The sequence below is a fragment of the uncultured Alistipes sp. genome (genome assembly GCF_910580175.1).
Taxonomy (GTDB): Bacteria; Bacteroidota; Bacteroidia; order Bacteroidales; family Rikenellaceae; genus Alistipes.
In genome coordinates, this window is the sequence record NZ_CAJTXD010000002.1 from 121,835 (window position 1) to 139,827 (window position 17,993).

The 17,993-nt window shown below is 60.3% G+C and carries 16 protein-coding genes and 1 riboswitch; of the genes, 10 read left to right on the forward strand and 6 right to left on the reverse strand.

The annotated features are described in order from the left end of the window. Window positions 1–6: 6 nt before the first annotated feature. Together QZ298_RS02890 and QZ298_RS02895 are read right to left on the reverse strand one after the other, a co-directional pair. Window positions 7–375: a GtrA family protein gene (locus QZ298_RS02890; protein WP_296005232.1), complete on the reverse strand. Its 369-nt coding sequence runs from the start codon at window positions 373–375 to the stop codon at window positions 7–9. Continuing rightward, the gene (locus QZ298_RS02895) at window positions 372–2,081 is read right to left on the reverse strand and encodes a glycosyltransferase family 39 protein (RefSeq protein ID WP_296005233.1); all 1,710 of its coding nucleotides are present in this window, start codon (window positions 2,079–2,081) and stop codon (window positions 372–374) included. Before QZ298_RS02895 ends, QZ298_RS02890 begins: the two co-directional genes overlap by 4 nt. A gap of 181 nt (window positions 2,082–2,262) precedes the next feature. Here QZ298_RS02895 and QZ298_RS02900 point away from each other — a divergent pair, with 181 nt between their 5' ends. The 3 genes from QZ298_RS02900 (at window position 2,263) to obgE (ending at window position 5,806) form a co-directional block, all read left to right on the forward strand. Then, on the forward strand, window positions 2,263–3,621 hold the full coding sequence (locus tag QZ298_RS02900; protein ID WP_296005734.1) for an MFS transporter: 1,359 nt from the start codon (window positions 2,263–2,265) through the stop codon (window positions 3,619–3,621). Window positions 3,622–3,630: 9 nt separating this feature from the next. Next, complete coding sequence (locus tag QZ298_RS02905) at window positions 3,631–4,626, forward strand: LD-carboxypeptidase (RefSeq protein WP_296005234.1); 996 nt, start codon at window positions 3,631–3,633, stop codon at window positions 4,624–4,626. A 163-nt stretch (window positions 4,627–4,789) separates the two neighbouring features. Beyond that, the gene (gene obgE / locus QZ298_RS02910) at window positions 4,790–5,806 is read left to right on the forward strand and encodes a GTPase ObgE (protein WP_296005235.1); all 1,017 of its coding nucleotides are present in this window, start codon (window positions 4,790–4,792) and stop codon (window positions 5,804–5,806) included. Here the strand turns inward: obgE and QZ298_RS02915 are convergent. The 3 genes from QZ298_RS02915 to serB all read right to left on the reverse strand — a co-directional run bounded on the left by QZ298_RS02915 (window position 5,769) and on the right by serB (window position 8,768). Next, window positions 5,769–6,584, reverse strand: a complete 816-nt coding sequence (locus QZ298_RS02915; RefSeq protein ID WP_296005236.1) for a DUF5689 domain-containing protein — start codon at window positions 6,582–6,584, stop codon at window positions 5,769–5,771. The two genes, obgE and QZ298_RS02915, sit on opposite strands and share 38 nt — an antisense overlap. Window positions 6,585–6,746: 162 nt before the next feature. Further along, window positions 6,747–7,523 carry a DUF5689 domain-containing protein gene (locus QZ298_RS02920; RefSeq protein ID WP_296005237.1) on the reverse strand — a complete coding sequence of 259 codons (777 nt, stop codon included), beginning with the start codon at window positions 7,521–7,523 and terminating at the stop codon, window positions 6,747–6,749. 21 nt (window positions 7,524–7,544) lie between these two features. Beyond that, window positions 7,545–8,768 carry a phosphoserine phosphatase SerB gene (serB, locus tag QZ298_RS02925; protein ID WP_296005238.1) on the reverse strand — a complete coding sequence of 408 codons (1,224 nt, stop codon included), beginning with the start codon at window positions 8,766–8,768 and terminating at the stop codon, window positions 7,545–7,547. A gap of 444 nt (window positions 8,769–9,212) precedes the next feature. Here serB and QZ298_RS02930 point away from each other — a divergent pair, with 444 nt between their 5' ends. Genes QZ298_RS02930 through QZ298_RS02945 form a run of 4 tightly spaced genes read left to right on the forward strand, consistent with a single transcriptional unit; the run spans window position 9,213 to window position 12,571 of the window. Next, window positions 9,213–10,130: a mechanosensitive ion channel family protein gene (locus QZ298_RS02930; protein WP_296005239.1), complete on the forward strand. Its 918-nt coding sequence runs from the start codon at window positions 9,213–9,215 to the stop codon at window positions 10,128–10,130. Window positions 10,131–10,158: 28 nt separating this feature from the next. Continuing rightward, on the forward strand, window positions 10,159–10,563 hold the full coding sequence (locus tag QZ298_RS02935) for a DUF5606 domain-containing protein (protein WP_296005240.1): 405 nt from the start codon (window positions 10,159–10,161) through the stop codon (window positions 10,561–10,563). Next, window positions 10,560–11,594 (forward strand): DHH family phosphoesterase, encoded by a 1,035-nt coding sequence (locus tag QZ298_RS02940; protein ID WP_296005241.1) that lies wholly within the window; start codon window positions 10,560–10,562, stop codon window positions 11,592–11,594. The genes QZ298_RS02935 and QZ298_RS02940 overlap by 4 nt, the downstream gene beginning before the upstream one ends. Window positions 11,595–11,641: 47 nt before the next feature. Next, window positions 11,642–12,571: a putative sulfate exporter family transporter gene (locus QZ298_RS02945; RefSeq protein ID WP_296005242.1), complete on the forward strand. Its 930-nt coding sequence runs from the start codon at window positions 11,642–11,644 to the stop codon at window positions 12,569–12,571. Here the strand turns inward: QZ298_RS02945 and QZ298_RS02950 are convergent. Next, complete coding sequence (locus QZ298_RS02950; protein WP_296005243.1) at window positions 12,531–13,118, reverse strand: GNAT family N-acetyltransferase; 588 nt, start codon at window positions 13,116–13,118, stop codon at window positions 12,531–12,533. The genes QZ298_RS02945 and QZ298_RS02950 overlap by 41 nt on opposite strands. 126 nt (window positions 13,119–13,244) lie before the next feature. Beyond that, window positions 13,245–13,443, forward strand: a riboswitch (cobalamin riboswitch). 274 nt (window positions 13,444–13,717) lie between these two features. Between QZ298_RS02950 and nrdD the strand changes: the two genes are divergently transcribed. From nrdD to QZ298_RS02965, 3 genes are all read left to right on the forward strand, one after another. Further along, window positions 13,718–15,811, forward strand: coding sequence for an anaerobic ribonucleoside-triphosphate reductase (gene nrdD / locus QZ298_RS02955; RefSeq protein WP_296005244.1), 2,094 nt, complete (start codon window positions 13,718–13,720; stop codon window positions 15,809–15,811). A gap of 5 nt (window positions 15,812–15,816) precedes the next feature. Continuing rightward, on the forward strand, window positions 15,817–16,281 hold the full coding sequence (gene nrdG, locus QZ298_RS02960) for an anaerobic ribonucleoside-triphosphate reductase activating protein (RefSeq protein ID WP_296005245.1): 465 nt from the start codon (window positions 15,817–15,819) through the stop codon (window positions 16,279–16,281). 419 nt (window positions 16,282–16,700) lie between these two features. Beyond that, window positions 16,701–17,978 carry a dihydroorotase gene (locus tag QZ298_RS02965; RefSeq protein ID WP_296005246.1) on the forward strand — a complete coding sequence of 426 codons (1,278 nt, stop codon included), beginning with the start codon at window positions 16,701–16,703 and terminating at the stop codon, window positions 17,976–17,978. Window positions 17,979–17,993: the final 15 nt, after the last annotated feature.

Sequence of the window (17,993 nt, forward strand, 5' to 3'; positions counted from 1 at the left end):
TGCCGTTCAGAAGTTGAAGAAGTAGTTCATGAAGAAGTTCCAGAACGTCACTACGCCCGTGGCGATCAGTTTCGCCGCATAGAAATTCATCCGCAGCAGGCGGTGCAGCAGCCAGATCGTCAGCGTGTTGATTCCCAGTCCGATCAGTGCGATGCCCAGGAAGCGCAGATATTGGCCTGCGATGTCGGGGTCGTTGTTTTGGAACGTCCACACGCGGTTGAGAGCATAGTTGGTCGTTGCGGCGCAGAGAAATCCCAGTGAGTTGGCTGCGTATTTGTTCATGCGCAGCCATTCTTTGCAGAGGTAGGTCACGCCGAAGTCGACGAAGACTCCCGAGCCGCCTACGACGCAAAATTTGATGAGTTGTTGTATCATGGTTTTTCTACTTTCGTGCGTTGCGGTTTCCCGTTGAACCAGTTCGCATACCCCTCCTGCCGTAGCGCGAAGCCCGCTTTGCAGCGCAGGCCCGCCAGCGTCTCCGGCACTCGGAATGCGACTTCCGCTGTCGTCTCGCTTCGGGGCGCCAAATTTTGTCGCATCTGCGTCGGGAATTCCGCAACCTCGTAGCGGCCGCTTTTCCACAACATGACCAAGCGGCAGCTGTCGCCGATTGCGATCGGGTAGTCGTAGGGGTTCGTCAGCCGCAGGTGCAGCCGCAGTTCTTCGCCCGGCGTCACTTGAGGGGGCAATCCTTCGAATGCGACTTCCACTAAACGTACCGGCCGCCATGCCGGATCGACGAACCACGTGAATTCGCGGCCGTTGGCCAGGGCGATGCTTCGCGTGTGCCGCACGGTGTCGCCCGGCGCGCGGCGCAGGGTTTCGATGAGCGTCTCCCGCCCTGCGAAATGCGAATCGTCGTCGCGGAACTGCCATTGGTGGGTGCGGTAGCGGATGTCCGGCTGGCAGTAGGCTTCGCCGCCCGTGTAGAACCGATATTTTGCCGCTTGGGAGTAGTTGCCGCAGAATACGACGGGACGTCCGGCAGCTTCCCGGGCGATCGCTTCGTAGCTTTCGGGATTGTCGAAGATTTCGAAGCGGATGCCCAGCGGGTTGAAGATCATTTCCAGCCGCACGAGCGTTACCAGCACCAGGGTTGCTGTGCCCGCCCGCATCACGTAGCGGCGGGTGCGGGGATGGCGGCGGGTATAATCGAAGAGTACGTAGACCAGTCCGAACACGGCCACGATTACCCATTGCGGCTGTACGTAGCCCCGGCAGGACGAAAGCAGGAAGAAGCCGATGAACGCCGGCGGGAAAAGTTTCAGCGCCCGGCCTGCGGCGTTTTCGGGGTGCGTCTTGCGCCATGCTTGGATGTAGAGCGGCACGTAGAGCGGGTTGAACACCGCCAGCATGTTGGCTGCGAAATCGGTGACGTAGCTCAGCCGGAACTGTGCGTTGCGGCCCGATAGATGGTAGGCCAGCGAGGCCCAGTCATGATGATATTGCCACAGCAGGTGCGGCACCAGCAGCAGGGCTGCCACCGCACCGCCCAAGTAGAGGTCGGGCCGGCGCAGGAGCCGCGGATTGGCCGCCAGCGCGAAGATCAGCACCAGTACCCCGTGGTATTTGCTGTAAGCCATCGCCGCCATCGCCAACCCCATCCAGAGCCAGGCGCCGCGCCGACGTTCGGAAAACCATTTGAGCGTCAGCAGAAAGAGCGCCGAGGTCATCATCAGCGGCCCATCGGGCACGGCCAGGAAGCCGTAGAGCTGAAGCATCAGCGTGGCCGCCGTCAGCATGCCGAAAAGTGCGCCGTCGCGTGGCGTGGCATTTACCGGGCGGATCAGGCGCCACAATATGTAAAGATAGAGGGGTTGCAGCAGCGTGAAAAAGAATCTTACGCCCGCCTCTGCGGGCAGCAGGCTCTCGCCCAGCCGCACCAGCAGCGCCGTCAGGGGCGGATGGTCGAAATAGCCCCAGGCCAGCCGTTCGGCGAAAAGGTGGTAGTAGGCTTCGTCGTTGGCCAATTCGGTGGCGGCCGCCTGCACCAGATTGCACAGCCACCAGATGCCCAGCCACAGCGCTGCCATGCCGTCGGCCGAGAGCCGGAGCCTTGTCTTTTTCAGCAAGTTCTTCATTCGGAGGGCAAAATTAGCAATTTTATATGACAATTCGCGCGCATTTCTTTTTTTGCCTTTCAACTTTGCTTTTTATAGTGTATGTTTGCATTTCGGTTCGGCGGTTCGGGCCGTTGTTTTCCGTGCAGCAGAGATGAACGATTCTTTTTCCTGTGCAGAGATTGTGTGCGACGGTCTTCCCATGCCGCGCCGGCTGGGTGCCATTCTGGCCGTAGCGTTCGGTGTCGGGCTTTCGGTGTTGGACAGCGCTGTGGCCAACGTTGCTCTGCCCGCCATCGGGGCGCAGCTGGGCGTTTCGTCGGCCGATTCGATCTGGATCGTCAATGCCTACCAGTTGGCCGTCGTCGTCGCCATCCTTCCTTTTTCTGCATTGGGCGAGACGGTCGGTTACCGCCGGGTCTACCTTTGGGGGCTGGCGCTTTTTACATTCGCCTCGGCCTGCTGCGCTTTCGCCGGGTCGTTCGCCGCTCTGGTCGCCGCCCGCGTGTTGCAGGGGTTCGGCGCGGCGGCCGTCACGTCGGTCAACACCACCTTGATCCGTTTCATCTATCCCCGCGCGCAGCTCGGGCGCGGCATGGGCGTCAACGCTACGGTCGTCGCCGTTTCTTCGGTGGCCAGCCCTGCCGTCGCCGCCGGCTTGCTATCCGTCGGGCCGTGGCCCTGGCTTTTCGCCGTCAATCTTCCCATCGGGGCGATCGCTTTGTGGCTTTGTGTCCGGTTCCTGCCCCGCAATCCCGTGCCGGCCGCCGCGCCGAGGCCCCGGTGGAGCGACATGGCCTTGAATGCTTTGGTGTTCGGATTGCTGATGGCTTCGGTCGAGGGGTTCTCCCACGGTCTCGATCGGCGGCTGGCGATGCTTGGGATGGCTGCGGTGTTGGTCGTCGGGTTCTTTTTCGTGCGCAGGCAGTCGAGGGCCGCGCACCCGTTGTTGCCGTTCGATTTGCTGCGGATTCCGGTTTTTTCCGTTTCGTTGCTTACATCGGTCTGCTCTTACCTGGCCCAAATGCTCTCCATGGTGGCTCTGCCTTTTTACTTGCTGCACGCGTTCGGTTTCGACCAGACGACCGTCGGGTTGTTGCTTACGGCATGGCCTGCCGTCATCATGATCGTGGCGCCTGCGGCCGGAGTGCTCGTCGGGCGCTTCCACCCCGGAACGCTCGCCGGCACGGGTCTTGCGGCCATGACTGCGGGACTGGCGGCCCTGGCCTTGCTGCCCGCGCAGCCCGACAAGTGGGATATTGTGTGGCGGCTGGTGCTCGGCGGAGCGGGCTTCGCGCTTTTCCAGTCGCCCAACAACAGCATGCTCATCGCCTCGGCGCCCGCCGAACGCAGCGGTTCGGCCAGCGGCATGCTCGCCACGGCGCGGTTGATCGGTCAGACGTCCGGGGCCGCCTTGATGGCCTTGTTTTTCCACCTCGTGCCGACCCATGCCACCCGCATGGCTTTGTGGTGCGCAGCCCTCGCGTCGGCTGTCGGCTGTGCGGTCAGTTTCGCACGGTTGCCGCTGCCGCTTCCCGAGGCGCTGGTACGCCGTAAATGATTTTGTAGCATGATGATTCGTTCGATACTTTTATCTTTTGCGTTTTTTCTGCCATGCGCCGCTTTCGCGCAAAAAGAGGGGGAGATCGGTTCGATCTGTCCGCCTTATTTGCAGCTCGGCGATACGGTGGGGCTGGTTGCTCCCGCAGGACGTCTTCCTGCCCGCACCGACACGGCGCGCATCCGTGAGCGGTTCGCTTCGTGGGGTCTTTACGTGAAATATGGCCCGCATTGCTGCGACGATTCCGAGTCTTATTTTTCAGCCCCCGATGTGCAGCGCGCCGCCGATCTGCAAGCCATGCTCGACGATCCTTCGATCAAGGCCGTCATCGCCTGTCGCGGCGGCTACGGGTCGGTGCGGCTGTTGCCTTGGCTGCGGCTGGAGGGGTTGCGCGGAAATCCCAAATGGGTCGTCGGCTTCAGCGACATTACCACCCTTCATTTGTCGCTCTCCCATCTGGGAATCGAGAGCATCCACGGCACCATGCCCGGGTCGTTTCTTTTCCGCGAGGAGGATGTCTCCGCCGAGTCGCTTCGCCGTGCGCTTTTCGGGCTGACCCGGCGCATCGACGTGCCGGCCCATCCGCTCAACTGTCCGGGGCAGGGGCGCGGGCGGCTCACGGGCGGCAACCTTACCGTATTGTGCGCCGCCTGCGGCACGCCCGAGGGGCTGGACTTCGAGGAGCCGACCGTGCTATTCATCGAGGAGGTCGGCGAACACGTCTATCGTGTCGACCGCATGTTGCAGCAACTTTTGCGGAGCGGTGTGCTCTACAATGTGCAGGCTGTGGTCGTCGGGGATTTCACACGTATGTCGGGTGCCGAGCAATTCGGTGTCGACGACGTATGCGAAGTAGTCGCGGCGAATCTGCGGATGCTGGGCATCCCCCTGCTGTTCGGACTTCCGGCCGGGCATGACAAGGTAAACGAGGCGCTCTACCTGGGCCGTGAAGTCTCCGTATCGGTCGACGAGGAGGGCGGACACATTCTTTTTGCCGAAAAATAATAATTAGGCTGCGGCTCGGCCATGCTCAAATAAATTTGGCATTGCCCTCGCCTTGCACTTTACCGAAGCTGCACTTCGGTTTAGATAGGCTGCGGCTCGGCAAAACTCAAACTTCGTTTGTTTTTGCCCTCGCCTTGCACTATCTTTGTGCAAAATAATCCCTATGGCAGGTTCCAATTTCGTTGATTACGTCAAGATTTTCGCCCGTTCGGGGCATGGAGGCGCCGGCTCGGCGCACTTCCGGCGCGAGAAGTTCGTGGCTTTCGGCGGTCCCGACGGCGGCGACGGCGGCAAGGGCGGCAGCATCGTGTTGCAGGGCGACCGGCAATATTGGACGCTGATCCACCTCAAGTACCAGCGCCACCAGTTCGCCGAAGACGGGCAGTGCGGCTCGGGTGCCCGTTCGTCGGGCAAGGATGCGCCCAATATTGTCATTCCCGTGCCCCTCGGCACCGTGGCTAAACGGCTTGTGGAGCAGGAAGACGGCACGACTGCCATCGAATCCGTGGGCGAAGTGACCGAGCATGGCGAGCAGCTTGTGCTGCTCAAGGGGGGCCGCGGCGGCTTGGGCAACTGGCATTTCAAGAGTGCCACCAACCAGACGCCGCGTTATGCCCAACCCGGCGAGGAGGGCGACGAGGGGGCGTTCATCTTGGAGTTGAAAGTCTTGGCCGACGTCGGGCTGGTCGGGTTTCCCAATGCCGGCAAGTCCACTTTGCTGTCGGTCGTTTCGGCTGCCAAACCCAAGATCGCCAACTATGCTTTCACTACGCTCGAACCCAACCTGGGCATCGTCGAGGTGCGCGATCACAAGTCGTTCGTCATGGCCGACATTCCGGGCATCATTGAGGGGGCGCACGAGGGCAAGGGTCTCGGCACGCGTTTCCTGCGGCATATCGAGCGCAATTCGGTGTTGCTTTTCATGGTTCCGGCCGACAGCGACGACGTGCAGCGTGATTACGAGGTGCTTCTGGGCGAGTTGACACAGTACAACCCCGAGTTGTTGGACAAGCGGCGCCTGCTCGCTATTACCAAGTGCGACATGCTCGACGACGAGTTGATCGCCCAGATGAGGCCTCAGCTTCCGCAGGGTGTGCCGGCGGTGTTCATCTCTTCGGTCTCGGGTCTTAATATCCAGCAGCTCAAGGATATGCTTTGGCAGGCGTTGCAGGAGGAGTGACGAATGCCGTTTCGAATCCGGTGATGCGGAGCGAGTAGCTGCCGCCGAACCGGTCGACGATTCCGTACAGCGAGCCGCTGCCTTCGGGCAGCGGCTCGCCTGCATAGGTGCAGCCGCCCGACGTGCGGACGTTCAGCCGGTGTCCCGCCGGGTCTTCGAGCGTTCGTTCGGTGGTTGTGTAGCGGCCCGTCTGCGGGTCGCGGTCGCACCACGCACCCGTTTCGACGAAGCGTACGTTGTCGATCCTTACATAGGTGTCCGCATGCGCCGGCGTCAGTTCGTCGATGCGCATGGGCAGCGCAGCGATCCGCTGCGGAGACCGTCCGCTTATCCGGATGTGGCGGTTCAGTTCTTCGTGCGGAATGCAGAGGTCGCCGCCGGCGATCTTTCCCAGCCGGATTTTTCCGCCATAATCGTAGAGCGTCAATCCGTTGCAGTAGACGATCGCTTCCGTGCCCAGCGGATAGGGATTGCCGGCAGCAGGGTAGTCGGCCGCGATCGCTATGCCGCCGCTGGCATCCTGGATTACCAGCGTGCGCCCGAATTCGCCGTAGCGGTTGTTGCCCGTTACCGTGCCGCGGATGATCGTCTGGTCGGCGATGGTCAGGCGTTCTCCGTCGCAAAGCGACTTCAGCCCGGCAATCGAACGCGTAGCTTCGGGTAGTTCCCCGTCCTCGAAACCGAGCGTCGAGGCTCGGTCGCAGGCGCTGAACAAAAGAGCGATGATCGACAACCCTGTTTGGAAACTTCTCTTCAACTCGGTTAGTCTTAATTCCATGCTGTTCTGCATACTATGATGGGGGCATCCTCAATGCGAATCCGCAAAAAACGGAAAGAATTTTTTTCTTTCCGCCCCGCAAAAATCGCTCGAAATCCGTATTTGATATTGCATTTATTACAATATAAAATACAATGCGCTCTTTTTTGTCTCCGGAAAAATTTAGCGGGGAGATTGGGCGCAGTCGTTCGTATCCCTGATTTTCAGTATGTAGCGGTCTCCGTCGCGTTGCAGGATGCCCGTCAGCGAGCAGCGGCCGGCCGGCACGTCGGCTTCCGCAAAGTCGGCATATTCGCGGACATAGGTGCAGATGCTGGCGCCCCGGTCGTCGGCGAATCGTTTGTAGCCGCCCCAGCCGCTGGGCGACAACGATTCGGGTGCATAGTGCAATCCCTCGATGCGGATCAGCGTGCCGCACATCCGGGGTGTCAGTTCGTCAAGTTTCCGTAGGGTCGGTTCAGGCGGTTGCGGCAGGGTGCCGTCGCGAACGATCATGCGGTCGAGAGCCGCCCGCGAGGCGATGTACTCCGTCGCATATCCGCTGCCGGTCGAAGGCATGCGCCCGACTTGCAGTACGCCGCGGCTTTCGCCCAAGGCCCAGCCTTGCAGCCGCACCGCCACCCGGCAGCCCGGAGGATAGTCGTTGTGCAGATGATCCAGCCCCGCCATGATTTCCAGCGCGGCGCCGTCCGCTTCGATGCAGAGCGTGCGGTAGAAGTTGGCGCTGCCGTCGTGGGTTGTTACCCGTCCCTCGACCGTGACTTCGTTCGTGATCCGGAGCGTCGTCCCTTCGAAACGGTCGCGCAGTTCGCCGATCGTCGTCGTGACCGGCGGCATCTCCGTCTCTGGGAATTTGTCGTCGAACGACGAATCGCAGCACCCGGCCCATATTGCGGCCAGGCCTGCCAATATCGTGCGTATTCCCGATATGCTTCGCACTCTCCCTACTTTTTCGCCGGTCTATCCCTCGATGCGCGAATCTTTCAATCCCAGGAAGTAGAGGATGCCGTCCAGACCGATCGTCGAGATCGACTGCCGTGCTCCCGCCTTGACCTTGGGTTTGGCATGGAACGCGATGCCCAGACCTGCCAGGTTGAGCATCGGCAGGTCGTTGGCGCCGTCGCCCACGGCCACCGACTGCGCGATGTTGATCGATTCGAACTGGCAGAGCAGCCGCAGCAGTTCGGCCTTGCGGCGTCCGTCCACCACTTCGCCCGCGTAGCGGCCCGTCAGCTTGCCGTTTTCGATCTCCAGTTCGTTGGCATATACGTAGTCGAAGCCGTATTTCTGGCGCAGGTAGTTGCCGAAGTAGGTAAAGCCGCCCGAGAGGATCGCTGTCTTGTAACCCACGCGCTTGAGGATCGTCATCATGCGTTCCAGCCCCTCGGTAATGGGCAGGTTGCGGGCTATTTCGTCCATCACGCTCACATCCAGTCCTTTCAGCAGGGCCACGCGGCGCGTGAAGCTCTCGCGGAAGTCGATCTCGCCGCGCATGGCGCTCTCCGTGATGGCGCGCACTTCTTCGCCCACGCCCGCGCGGTCGGCCAGTTCGTCGATCACTTCGGTTTCGATGAGCGTCGAATCCATGTCGAAGCAGATCAGGCGGCGGCTGCGGCGGTAGATGTCATCGCGTTGGAACGAGACGTCGAGACCCATTTCCGAGAGGTTCATGAATCGCTCCTGCATGGCGCTGCGCGTTTCGTCGGTCAGCGAGCCGCGCACCGAAAGTTCGATGCAGGCCTTGGCCGCGCGGTCGTCTTCGTGCAGCGGCATGCGGCCCGTCAGGCGGCGGATGGCGTCGATGTTCAGTCCGTGTTCCGCCACCACGGCCGTCACTTCGGCAATGTGGCGTGCCGAGACCGTGCGGCCCAGCAGCGTGATGATGTAGCGGTTCTTGCCCTGGCGGCCCACCCAGGCGTTGTAGTCTTCTTCCGGGATGGGCGTGAAGCGGATCATCACGCCCAGCTCCGATGCCTTGAACAGCAGTTCTTTCATGATGTTGCCCGACTTGTCGGGCGTTGTCATGATCAGGATGCCCAGCGTCAGCGACTGGTGGATGTTGGCCTGGCCGATGTCCAGGATGCAGGCGTCGTAGCGCGCCAGGATGGCCGTCAGCGACGAGGTCATGCCCGGTTTGTCGGCTCCCGAAATGTTGATTTGTATGATTTCGATGTCGTTCTGCATGGTGTTTCCGCAGTTTTCAGAAAGATTCGGTTTCCTACAAAGGTAATCGAGCCGAAAGCAACCCCGAACTCATTCAGAATTGCCAAGGCGAAGTTTAATCTTTTACAAAGTTAAGGAATTTCTTTGTTTTCTTCTTGCTCTTGCAAATTATTTGCTGGTTTTTGTCCGGCGGCTTTCTGTGTAAATCATAGAAGTCCGAAGTTCCGTTCTTGAAACTCTTCCGGCTGCAATGTTTGACCGTCGTTTTGGCGGCCGAGGGTCGGGGTGTGCGGCTGCAACACGAGTTGCGGCGATGTCCGGGGTTGTTTCTGCGGCTTTGCGGCTGCCGTTCGTGCGGTGGTGCGAAGCTGGTGCGTGCGATATGTCGGTCGATTATTTTCCGTTTCTGCGGATTTTGGTTATTTTTGCGGACAGAACAGCTAACTTTTAAACGGAAGGATTTCTATGTGGACTTTTTTTGCCCAGGCTCTCCCTGTCGATGAGCCGTTGTTGGTTCCCGACAGCGTGCAGAAAGCGAATCTTGTACAGACTATCGACAAGGTAATGAACATGGATTATCGGGCGTTCTTTACCGACATGCTCAACGACGGAGTGTGGATTCTTCTCAAGTTGTTGCTCGCCCTGGCCATCTATCTGGTCGGACGGTGGATCGTGAAACGCATCGTGCATTTGCTCGACATGGCGTTCGAGCGTCGCCGGGTCGACGTTTCGTTGCGCATGTTCGTGCGCAACGCCGTCAAGGTCGTCTTTTCGCTCGTTCTGGTGCTCATCGTCGTGCAGACGCTGGGCGTCAACGTCACTTCGGTCATTGCCCTCTTCTCGGCTGCCACGCTGGCCATCGGTATGGCGTTGAGCGGTACGGCTCAGAACTTCGCCGGCGGCGTGATGATCCTGCTGATGAAGCCTTATCGCGTCGGCGACTTCATCTCGGCCCAGGGCCAGTCGGGCACTGTGCGCGAGATCAAGCTCTTCTCCACGGTCATTACCACCGGCGACAACCAGACCATCTACATTCCCAACAATTCGATTGCCACGGCCATTATCGACAATTATTCTACCGCCGACTTGCGGCGCGTCGACTGGACCGTCGGCATCTCCTACGGCGACAGCGTCGAGACCGCCCGCAAGGCGCTGCTCGAAATCCTCGCCGCCGACAGCCGCGTGCTCCGCGAGCCGGCTCCCGTGGTGTGGGTCGCCGCGCTGGCCGATTCGTCGGTCAACCTCACCATCCGCGCCTGGGTGCGCAACGCCGACTATTGGGACGTCTTCTTCCAGAACAACGAGCTTTTCTACAACCGCCTGCCCGAGCACGGTATCTCGTTCCCGTTCCCGCAGATGGACGTGCACATGAAAAAAGAGTAGTACTTACTATATAAAAGTATAGCTTATTATGGAACTCAAGGAAATTCTGGCCATCTCGGGCCAGCCCGGTTTGTACAAGTATGTCGCGCAGTCTACGCGCGGCGTGATCGTCGAGTCGCTCGTCGACGGACGGCGGATCAACGCTTCGGCTTCGTCCAAGGTAAGCGCCCTGACCGAGATTTCGATGTATACCGAGGGCGACGACATCCCCTTGGCCGATGTCTTTACCCGCATCTATGCCCACACCGGCGGCAAGGAGGCCATCAGCCATAAGGAGAGTCCCGAGAAGCTCCGGGCCGCTTTCGCCGAGGCGATTCCCGAGTTCGACCGCGAACGCGTGCACGCTTCCGACATCAAAAAGTGCTTCGCGTGGTTCAATACGCTCGTCGCCGCCGGGTTCACTAAGTTCGAACTTCCCGAGGAGAGCCGATGACACTTTCCGCCGAGCATGTCGGACGTTTGCGGGAGTTGCTGGCGCAGCCCCGGCAGCGGTTCGTGATCGTCGCCCATACCAATCCCGACGGCGACGCCGTGGGTTCGTCGCTGGCCTGGGCCGAGGTGTTGCGCGGCATGGGGCACGAGGTAACGTGCATCGTGCCCAATAAATATCCCTATTTTCTCGACTGGATGCCGGGCATCGAGCGGATCATCGTCTTCAAGAACGACGCCGAGGGTGCGGCCGCGCGGGCCATCGGGCAGGCCGACGCCATCTTCTGTCTCGATTTCAACGCCGTTTCGCGCCTGGAGATACTCCGCGACACCATCGCTGCCAACACTACGGCACGCCGCATCCTGATCGACCACCATCTGTCGCCCGACGAGGGTTTCGACTTGTCGTTTTCCTATCCCGACGCGTCGAGTACGTGTTACATCGTCTTCTGTCTCATCGAGACGCTTTTCGGTGTCGGGTCCATTTCGCTTCCGATGGCCGAGGTGCTCTACGTGGGCATGATGACCGACACGGGCAACTTCGCCTTTTCGTCGCTCACGCCCGGGTTGTTCCGGGCCGTCGCGGCGCTCGTCGAGCGCGGAATCCACATCCCGACCATCCACAACAACGTCTACAATGCCTATACCGAGGGGCGCGCCCGTCTGTTCGGCTATGCCATCGACCGCAAGATGCAGCTCATCGAGAACGGCACGGTGGCTTACATGTCGTTGATGGAGCACGAGATGCGGCGTTTCCAGTTTCAGCAGGGCGACAGCGAAGGATTCGTCAACTATGCCTTGACCATCAAGAAGATGAAGATGTCGGCCATGTTCCTGGCCCACCGCAAGTTCATCCGCGTTTCGTTGCGTTCTCGCGGCGACGTCGACGTCAATCTCTTCGCCCGCAAATATTTCAACGGCGGCGGCCATAAGAACGCCGCCGGCGGCAAGTCGTTTCTCTCCATGCAGGAGACCATCGACCATTATATCCGTTCCGTGCGCGAGTTCGCCGAGGAGGGCGGTTTGGGAGCATAGAGGCGAGGGGCGCGCAGTTCCGCTCGGATTTTAATTTTTTGGTTTTCGTGGATTTCAGACTCAATGTTTTTTGGCTTCGGGCCGGTTTCGGATTGCTTTTCGGAGCTTCCTTTTTCTTGTCGCCCGCCGTGGCGCTTTTCGTCGGCATCTTTTTCGCTTTGACGCTCGGCAACCCCTTTCCGCAGTTCAGCAAAACCTTGTCCCGGCAGATGTTGCAGTATTGCGTCGTCGGACTGGGATTCGGTATGAATTTCCACGATTCCTTGGCTGCCGGGCGCGATGGCATGCTTTTCACGATCGTCTCGGTCGTCGTCGTCATGTTCGCCGGGGTTTTGTTGGGCCGGGTTTTGCGGGTCGGACAGAAAAGCGCTTATCTGATTTCGGCCGGCACGGCCATTTGCGGCGGCAGCGCCATCGCCGCCGTGGCGCCCGTCATCGATGCCGACGAGAACGAAACCTCCCTTTCTCTGGCTACGATCTTCGTCTTGAATGCCTTGGCGTTGTTCCTTTTTCCGGCAGTGGGGCGTTGGATCGGCTTGTCGCAGACCGATTTCGGCACTTGGGCCGCCATCGCCATCCACGACACTTCGTCGGTCGTCGGCGCCGGTGCCGCCTACGGGCAGGAGGCCTTGCAGGTCGCCACGACCGTGAAGCTCACGCGCGCCTTGTGGATCATCCCGTTGTCGCTCTTTTCGATGGTCGTCTTCCGGCAGAAAGGCGTCAAGATTCGTATTCCCTGGTTCATCGGCTGGTTCATCGCCGCCATGCTCATCAACACCTATGTCGACTTGCCGCAGGCGTTGACCCGCAGCATTTCGTGGTTGTCGCATGCCGGTCTTTCCGCCACGCTGTTCCTCATCGGCGGCGGTTTGTCGCTCGGAGTGATCCGTCAGGTCGGGGTCAAGCCATTGGTGTTGGGCGTGTTGCTTTGGGCCGTCATTTCGGTGCTTTCGCTTGCCGTAATCTGGGTTGCGTAGGCGGAGTCTTCAGTTGCGAATAGCCCATTACCCGTTCCCTCACGAAGTCCGCGAATACGCGGACTTCGTCGTCTCCGAGCGCTTTCGGACTGCTCATCAGTACCAGCCGGTGGGGTTCCGCAGGTTCGCCGTAGGAGGGATGAATGTAGGAGTGGGGGTTGGCTACGAAGCCGGCCCGTTCGTAGAAGCGCAGCCGCCGTACGGTCAGGGTGTCTTCGGGCGGTTCGATCTCCAGAATGACCCGCCGGTTGCGGCAAAATGTTTCCAGCACTTCCGAGCCGATGTTCCGTGCGCGCATTGCCGGCGAAAGGGCCAGGTGTTCTATGTAATGGAATTCGGGGTGTTCCCAATAGAAAACAAGGCCCGCGATCTTGTCGTTCAGCCAGATTCCTTCGGCCCGGAATGCCGGGTCGGCCAGCGCGGCCGCCTGGGTCGCGTCGTCGCGCCGTTCCCTGCGGGGAAAGGCTTCGCGGTAGATCGTCATCGCCTCGGCCCAGCCTTCGTCGGCCGGCGAGCGGAAAGGTCGGAGTTGCAGGTCGTGTGTCATTGTGTTGTTGTTCGGCTGCAAGATAGTGTAAATTTTGGAGAATCCCCGAACCGTACCCTTTCCCGTTGTTCAAAACTTGTTCATTAAATTTCGTCCTTCGGCCGCGGCTTTCCCGTCGACTTTTGCTACTTTTGTTTCCGGCAAGGTTCTCCGCCGGCGGCTGCCGGTACGAGATCAAAAGGGAACGCCTGTGCGAATCAGGGACTATTCCCGTAGCTGTGAGTTCTCTTGTGTGCTGCACATTCTTTGGCCACTGTCTCTGCGGGGACGGGAAGGCGTGCAGTCAGAACGAGTCAGAAGACCTGCCTTGCCGGCTGGCGCCGCCGTCCTCGGGATAAAGGAGGCGGGCCGGACGTGATTTTACTGAAACATACCGGGCGTTTTCGATAAGCCGGACATGAGGTCGCGTTCGCTTGAACTGTGCCGGGCGAGAACGCCTGCCGGGGAGGCGTGATGCCTTTGCAGGGTGCGATGCGCCATCGGCCACGCGCGCGGGCCGCAGTTCCTCTCGCGGCGATCCGCTTTGAGGAGGCATCCGGTTCTTGATCGGGTCGCAGGCCGCGTTTGCGCAGAAAAAGGAGAATATAAATTATATAGTTATGGGAATTTCCGAACTCACTATCATCAAGCGCGACGGGAAACGCGAGGCGTTTTCGGTCGAGAAGATCAAACGAGCCGTGCGCAAGGCTTTCCTCGCCGTCGGCGGTTATGCCACCGACGACGATCTGACGGCTGTCTTGAGCCGCGTCCATGTTTCCGACGGCATGTCCGTCGAGGAGATCCAGAACCAGGTGGAGGTGGCTTTGATGGCCGAGCGCTGTTTCGCCGTGGCCAAGAGCTACATCCTCTACCGGCAGAAGCATACCGAGGATCGGGAGACGCGCGAGAAGCTCGATTTCCTCACTTCTTACTGCGATGCTTCGAATCCCGCCACCGGATCGAAGTACGACGCCAATGCCAACGTCGAGAACAAGAACATCGCCACCCTCATCGGCGAGCTTCCCAAGCAGAACTTCATCCGGCTCAACCGGCGTCTGTTGACCGACCGCATCAAGGAGATGTACGGCAAGGAGTTGGCCGACAAGTACCTGCATTTGTTGAACAACCACTTCATCTACAAGAACGACGAAACGTCGATGGCCAACTACTGCGCTTCGATCACGATGTATCCGTGGCTTTTGAACGGCACCCTCTCCGTGGGCGGCAATTCCACGCGGCCGACCAACCTCAAGTCGTTCTGCGGCGGCTTCGTCAACATGGTCTTCATCGTCTCGTCGATGCTTTCCGGGGCCTGCGCCACGCCCGAGTTCCTCATGTACATGAACTACTTCATCCAGCAGGAGTACGGCGAGGACTACTATCTGCATGCCGACGAGGTGGTCGACCTTTCGAAGAAGCGCCGCACCATCGACAAGATCATTACCGATTGTTTCGAGCAGATCGTCTACTCGATCAACCAGCCTACCGGTGCGCGCAACTTCCAGGCCGTGTTCTGGAACGTCGCTTATTATGATCGTTATTATTTCGAATCGTTGTTCGGCGAGTTCGTCTTCCCCGACGGGTCGAAGCCCCATTGGGAGTCGTTGTCGTGGTTGCAGAAGCGCTTCATGACCTGGTTCAACCGCGAGCGCACCAAGACCGTCCTGACCTTCCCCGTCGAGACCATGGCTTTGCTGACCAAGGACGGCGACGCGATGGACAAGGAGTGGGGCGACTTCACGGCCAAGATGTACTCCGAGGGGCATTCGTTCTTTACCTACATCAGCGACAACGCCGATTCCCTTTCGTCGTGCTGCCGCCTGCGCAACGAGATTCAGGACAATGGCTTCAGCTATACGCTCGGGGCCGGCGGCGTCTCCACCGGATCGAAAAGCGTCTTGACGCTCAACCTCAACCGCTGCATCCAGCACGCTGTCAAGAACGGCATGCACTACCTCGCCTTTCTCGAAGAGGTCGTCGATCTGGTGCACAAGGTGCAGACGGCCTACAACGAAAATCTCAAGGGGTTGCAGTCCAAGGGCATGCTGCCGCTCTTCGATGCCGGTTACATCAATCTTTCGCGGCAGTATCTTACCATCGGCGTCAACGGGTTGGTCGAGGCGGCCGAGTTCCTCGGGCTGCGCATCGACGACAACGACGATTATGCCGCCTTCGTCCAGGAGGTGCTGGGTCTCGTCGAGCGCTACAACAAGAAGTATCGTTCCAAGGAGTTGATGTTCAATTGCGAGATGATCCCCGCCGAAAATGTCGGCGTCAAGCACGCCAAGTGGGATCGCGAGGACGGGTACGCCGTGCCGCGCGACTGCTACAACTCCTATTTCTACGTTGTCGAGGACGAGTCGTTGAATATCATCGACAAGTTCCGTCTCCACGGACGCCGTTACATCGAGCATCTGACCGGCGGGTCGGCGCTCCACATGAACCTCGAAGAGCACCTTTCGCAGGAGCAGTACCGCCACCTGTTGCGCGTGGCTGCGGCCGAGGGATGCAACTATTTCACGTTCAACATTCCCAACACGGTCTGCAACAAGTGCGGCCATATCGACAAACGCTATCTGAAGGAGTGTCCCGAGTGCCACGGCAGCGACCTCGACTATCTGACTCGTGTGATCGGCTACATGAAGCGCGTGTCGAACTTCTCCGTGCCGCGTCAGCAGGAGGCCGCACGCAGGTTCTACGCCAAGGCCGAGTAGGCGCCATGTTGAGGTTCCATAATTTCGACGTCGTTTTCGCCGAGATCCCCGGCGAGACGACGTTGGCGGTCAATCTTACCGGGTGCCCCAATCGCTGTCCCGGCTGCCACAGCCCCCATTTGCAGGGCAGCGGGGGCGAGGTGCTCGACGACGATGCGCTGCGGAGACTGCTCGACCGTTACGGGCGTTCGGTTACATGCGTCTGCTTCATGGGTGGCGACGGCGAACCCGCCGAGGTCGCCCGGCTGGCCGGCGTCGTGCGGCGGACGGTGCCGCAGCTGCGTGTGGGGTGGTATTCGGGCCGGGCGGAGTTCCCGGCCGGCCTGGCGGTGCGGACGTTCGACTACATCAAGCTGGGGCCTTGGATCGAGGCCCGAGGGCCGCTCTCGTCGCCCTCGACCAACCAGCGTTTCTACCGCGTGGCGCCCGACGGCACGATGGTGGAGATTACGGCGCTTTTCCGGCGTTGATCGCGGCGGAGGATCGCAGGCGGTGCGACGGAGGATAGGCCTCTGCGGGCCGGGCTTCGCCCCGCGCAGGTCCGCAAACGTGGTTCGGCAGGCTGCATCCGCAGGGGATTATTGCAGAAACGGCTGGAAAATCGGCTTGCGGAAGCGTTTTGCGGAGGAACATCGATTTTTTCGTCTCGAAAGGTTGCGTATTCGTCCTTAAAGTCGTACCTTTGTACCCGATTGCAAGCCCCGATGAATCGCAAACCTCACATAGCGCCGAACGTTGTGTCCCGAAAGCGGGACTGCCGGTCGGGCTTCGGGTCTGTCGACGGGGCGGCATTGTTGGCTTTAATAGGGTAACCGGTACGGTTGCCCTATTTTTTTGATGTTTGCCCGCGCAGGGTGTTGCAGACAGATGATTTTTTGATTCGGTGCCAATGAGAACAAGGTATGTGAATGCGCAGGTGTTCCGCGACGGAAAGTTCGCGGAGGGAGTGTTGCTCGTCGACCGGGAGAGCGGCCGTTTCGTTGCCGATGCTTCCGCCGCCGGCACGGCCGACCGCACCGTCGATCTGAAGGGATTGCACGTCGTGCCCGGATTGGTCGATGTGCATGTCCATCTGCGCGAACCGGGCTTCCCGCATAAGGAGACCATCGCCACAGGTACCTCCGCCGCCGCGCGCGGCGGTTATACGACCGTTTCTTCGATGCCTAACCTCGATCCCGCGCCCGATACGCCCGAACACTTGCGGGTGCAGACCGACTTGATTCGCCGCGATGCCGTGGTGCGGGTTGTGCCCTACGCTTCGATCACGGTCGGGCAGCGGGGCAGCGGCGAGTTGGTCGATTTCGCGGCGCTGGCTCCTTACGTCGTCGGGTTCTCCGACGACGGCCGCGGCGTGCAGTCGGCGGAGCTTATGGAAGAGGCCATGCGGCGGGCCGCGGCCGTCGGCAAACCGATCGTCGCCCATTGCGAGGTCGACGAATTGTTGCGCGGCGGTTACATCCACGACGGCGATTATTGCCGCCAGCACGGCCACAAGGGCATCTGCTCCGAAAGCGAATGGCGGCAGGTGGAGCGCGACATCGCGCTGGCCGAAAAGACCGGCTGCCAATATCATGTCTGCCATGTCTCTACGCGCGAGAGCGTCGAGCTGGTGCGGCAGGCCAAGGCCCGCGGCCTGCGCGTGAGTTGCGAGACGGCGCCGCACTATCTGCTGCTCTGCGACGAAGACTTGCGGGAGGAGGGGCGTTTCAAGATGAATCCGCCGCTGCGCAGCCGGGCCGACCGCGCGGCGTTGTTGGAGGGTGTCGCCGACGGCACGATCGAGGTCATCGCCACCGACCATGCGCCCCACACGGCCGAGGAGAAGAGCCGCGGCCTGGCCGGGAGCGCGATGGGCATCGTGGGGCTGGAGTGCGCTTTCCCGCTGCTTTATAAATACATGGTGCTGCCCGGGGCCATTTCGCTGGAGCGGCTCGTGGAGTTGATGTCGGTCAACCCGCGGCGCATCTTCGGTCTCGGCGGCGGGTTGGAGCCGGGCGATGCGGCCGATTTCACGGTTTTCGACCTCGATGCGCAGTATAAGATCGACCCTGCGGCGTTCCGTTCCAAGGGGCGTGCGACGCCTTTCGCCGGGTGGCCCGTGCAGGGGAGGGCGGTTATGACGGTCGTGGGCGGGAAGTGCGTCTGCGGTGCGAACGAAGAAGAATGAATATTATAAGAGAAT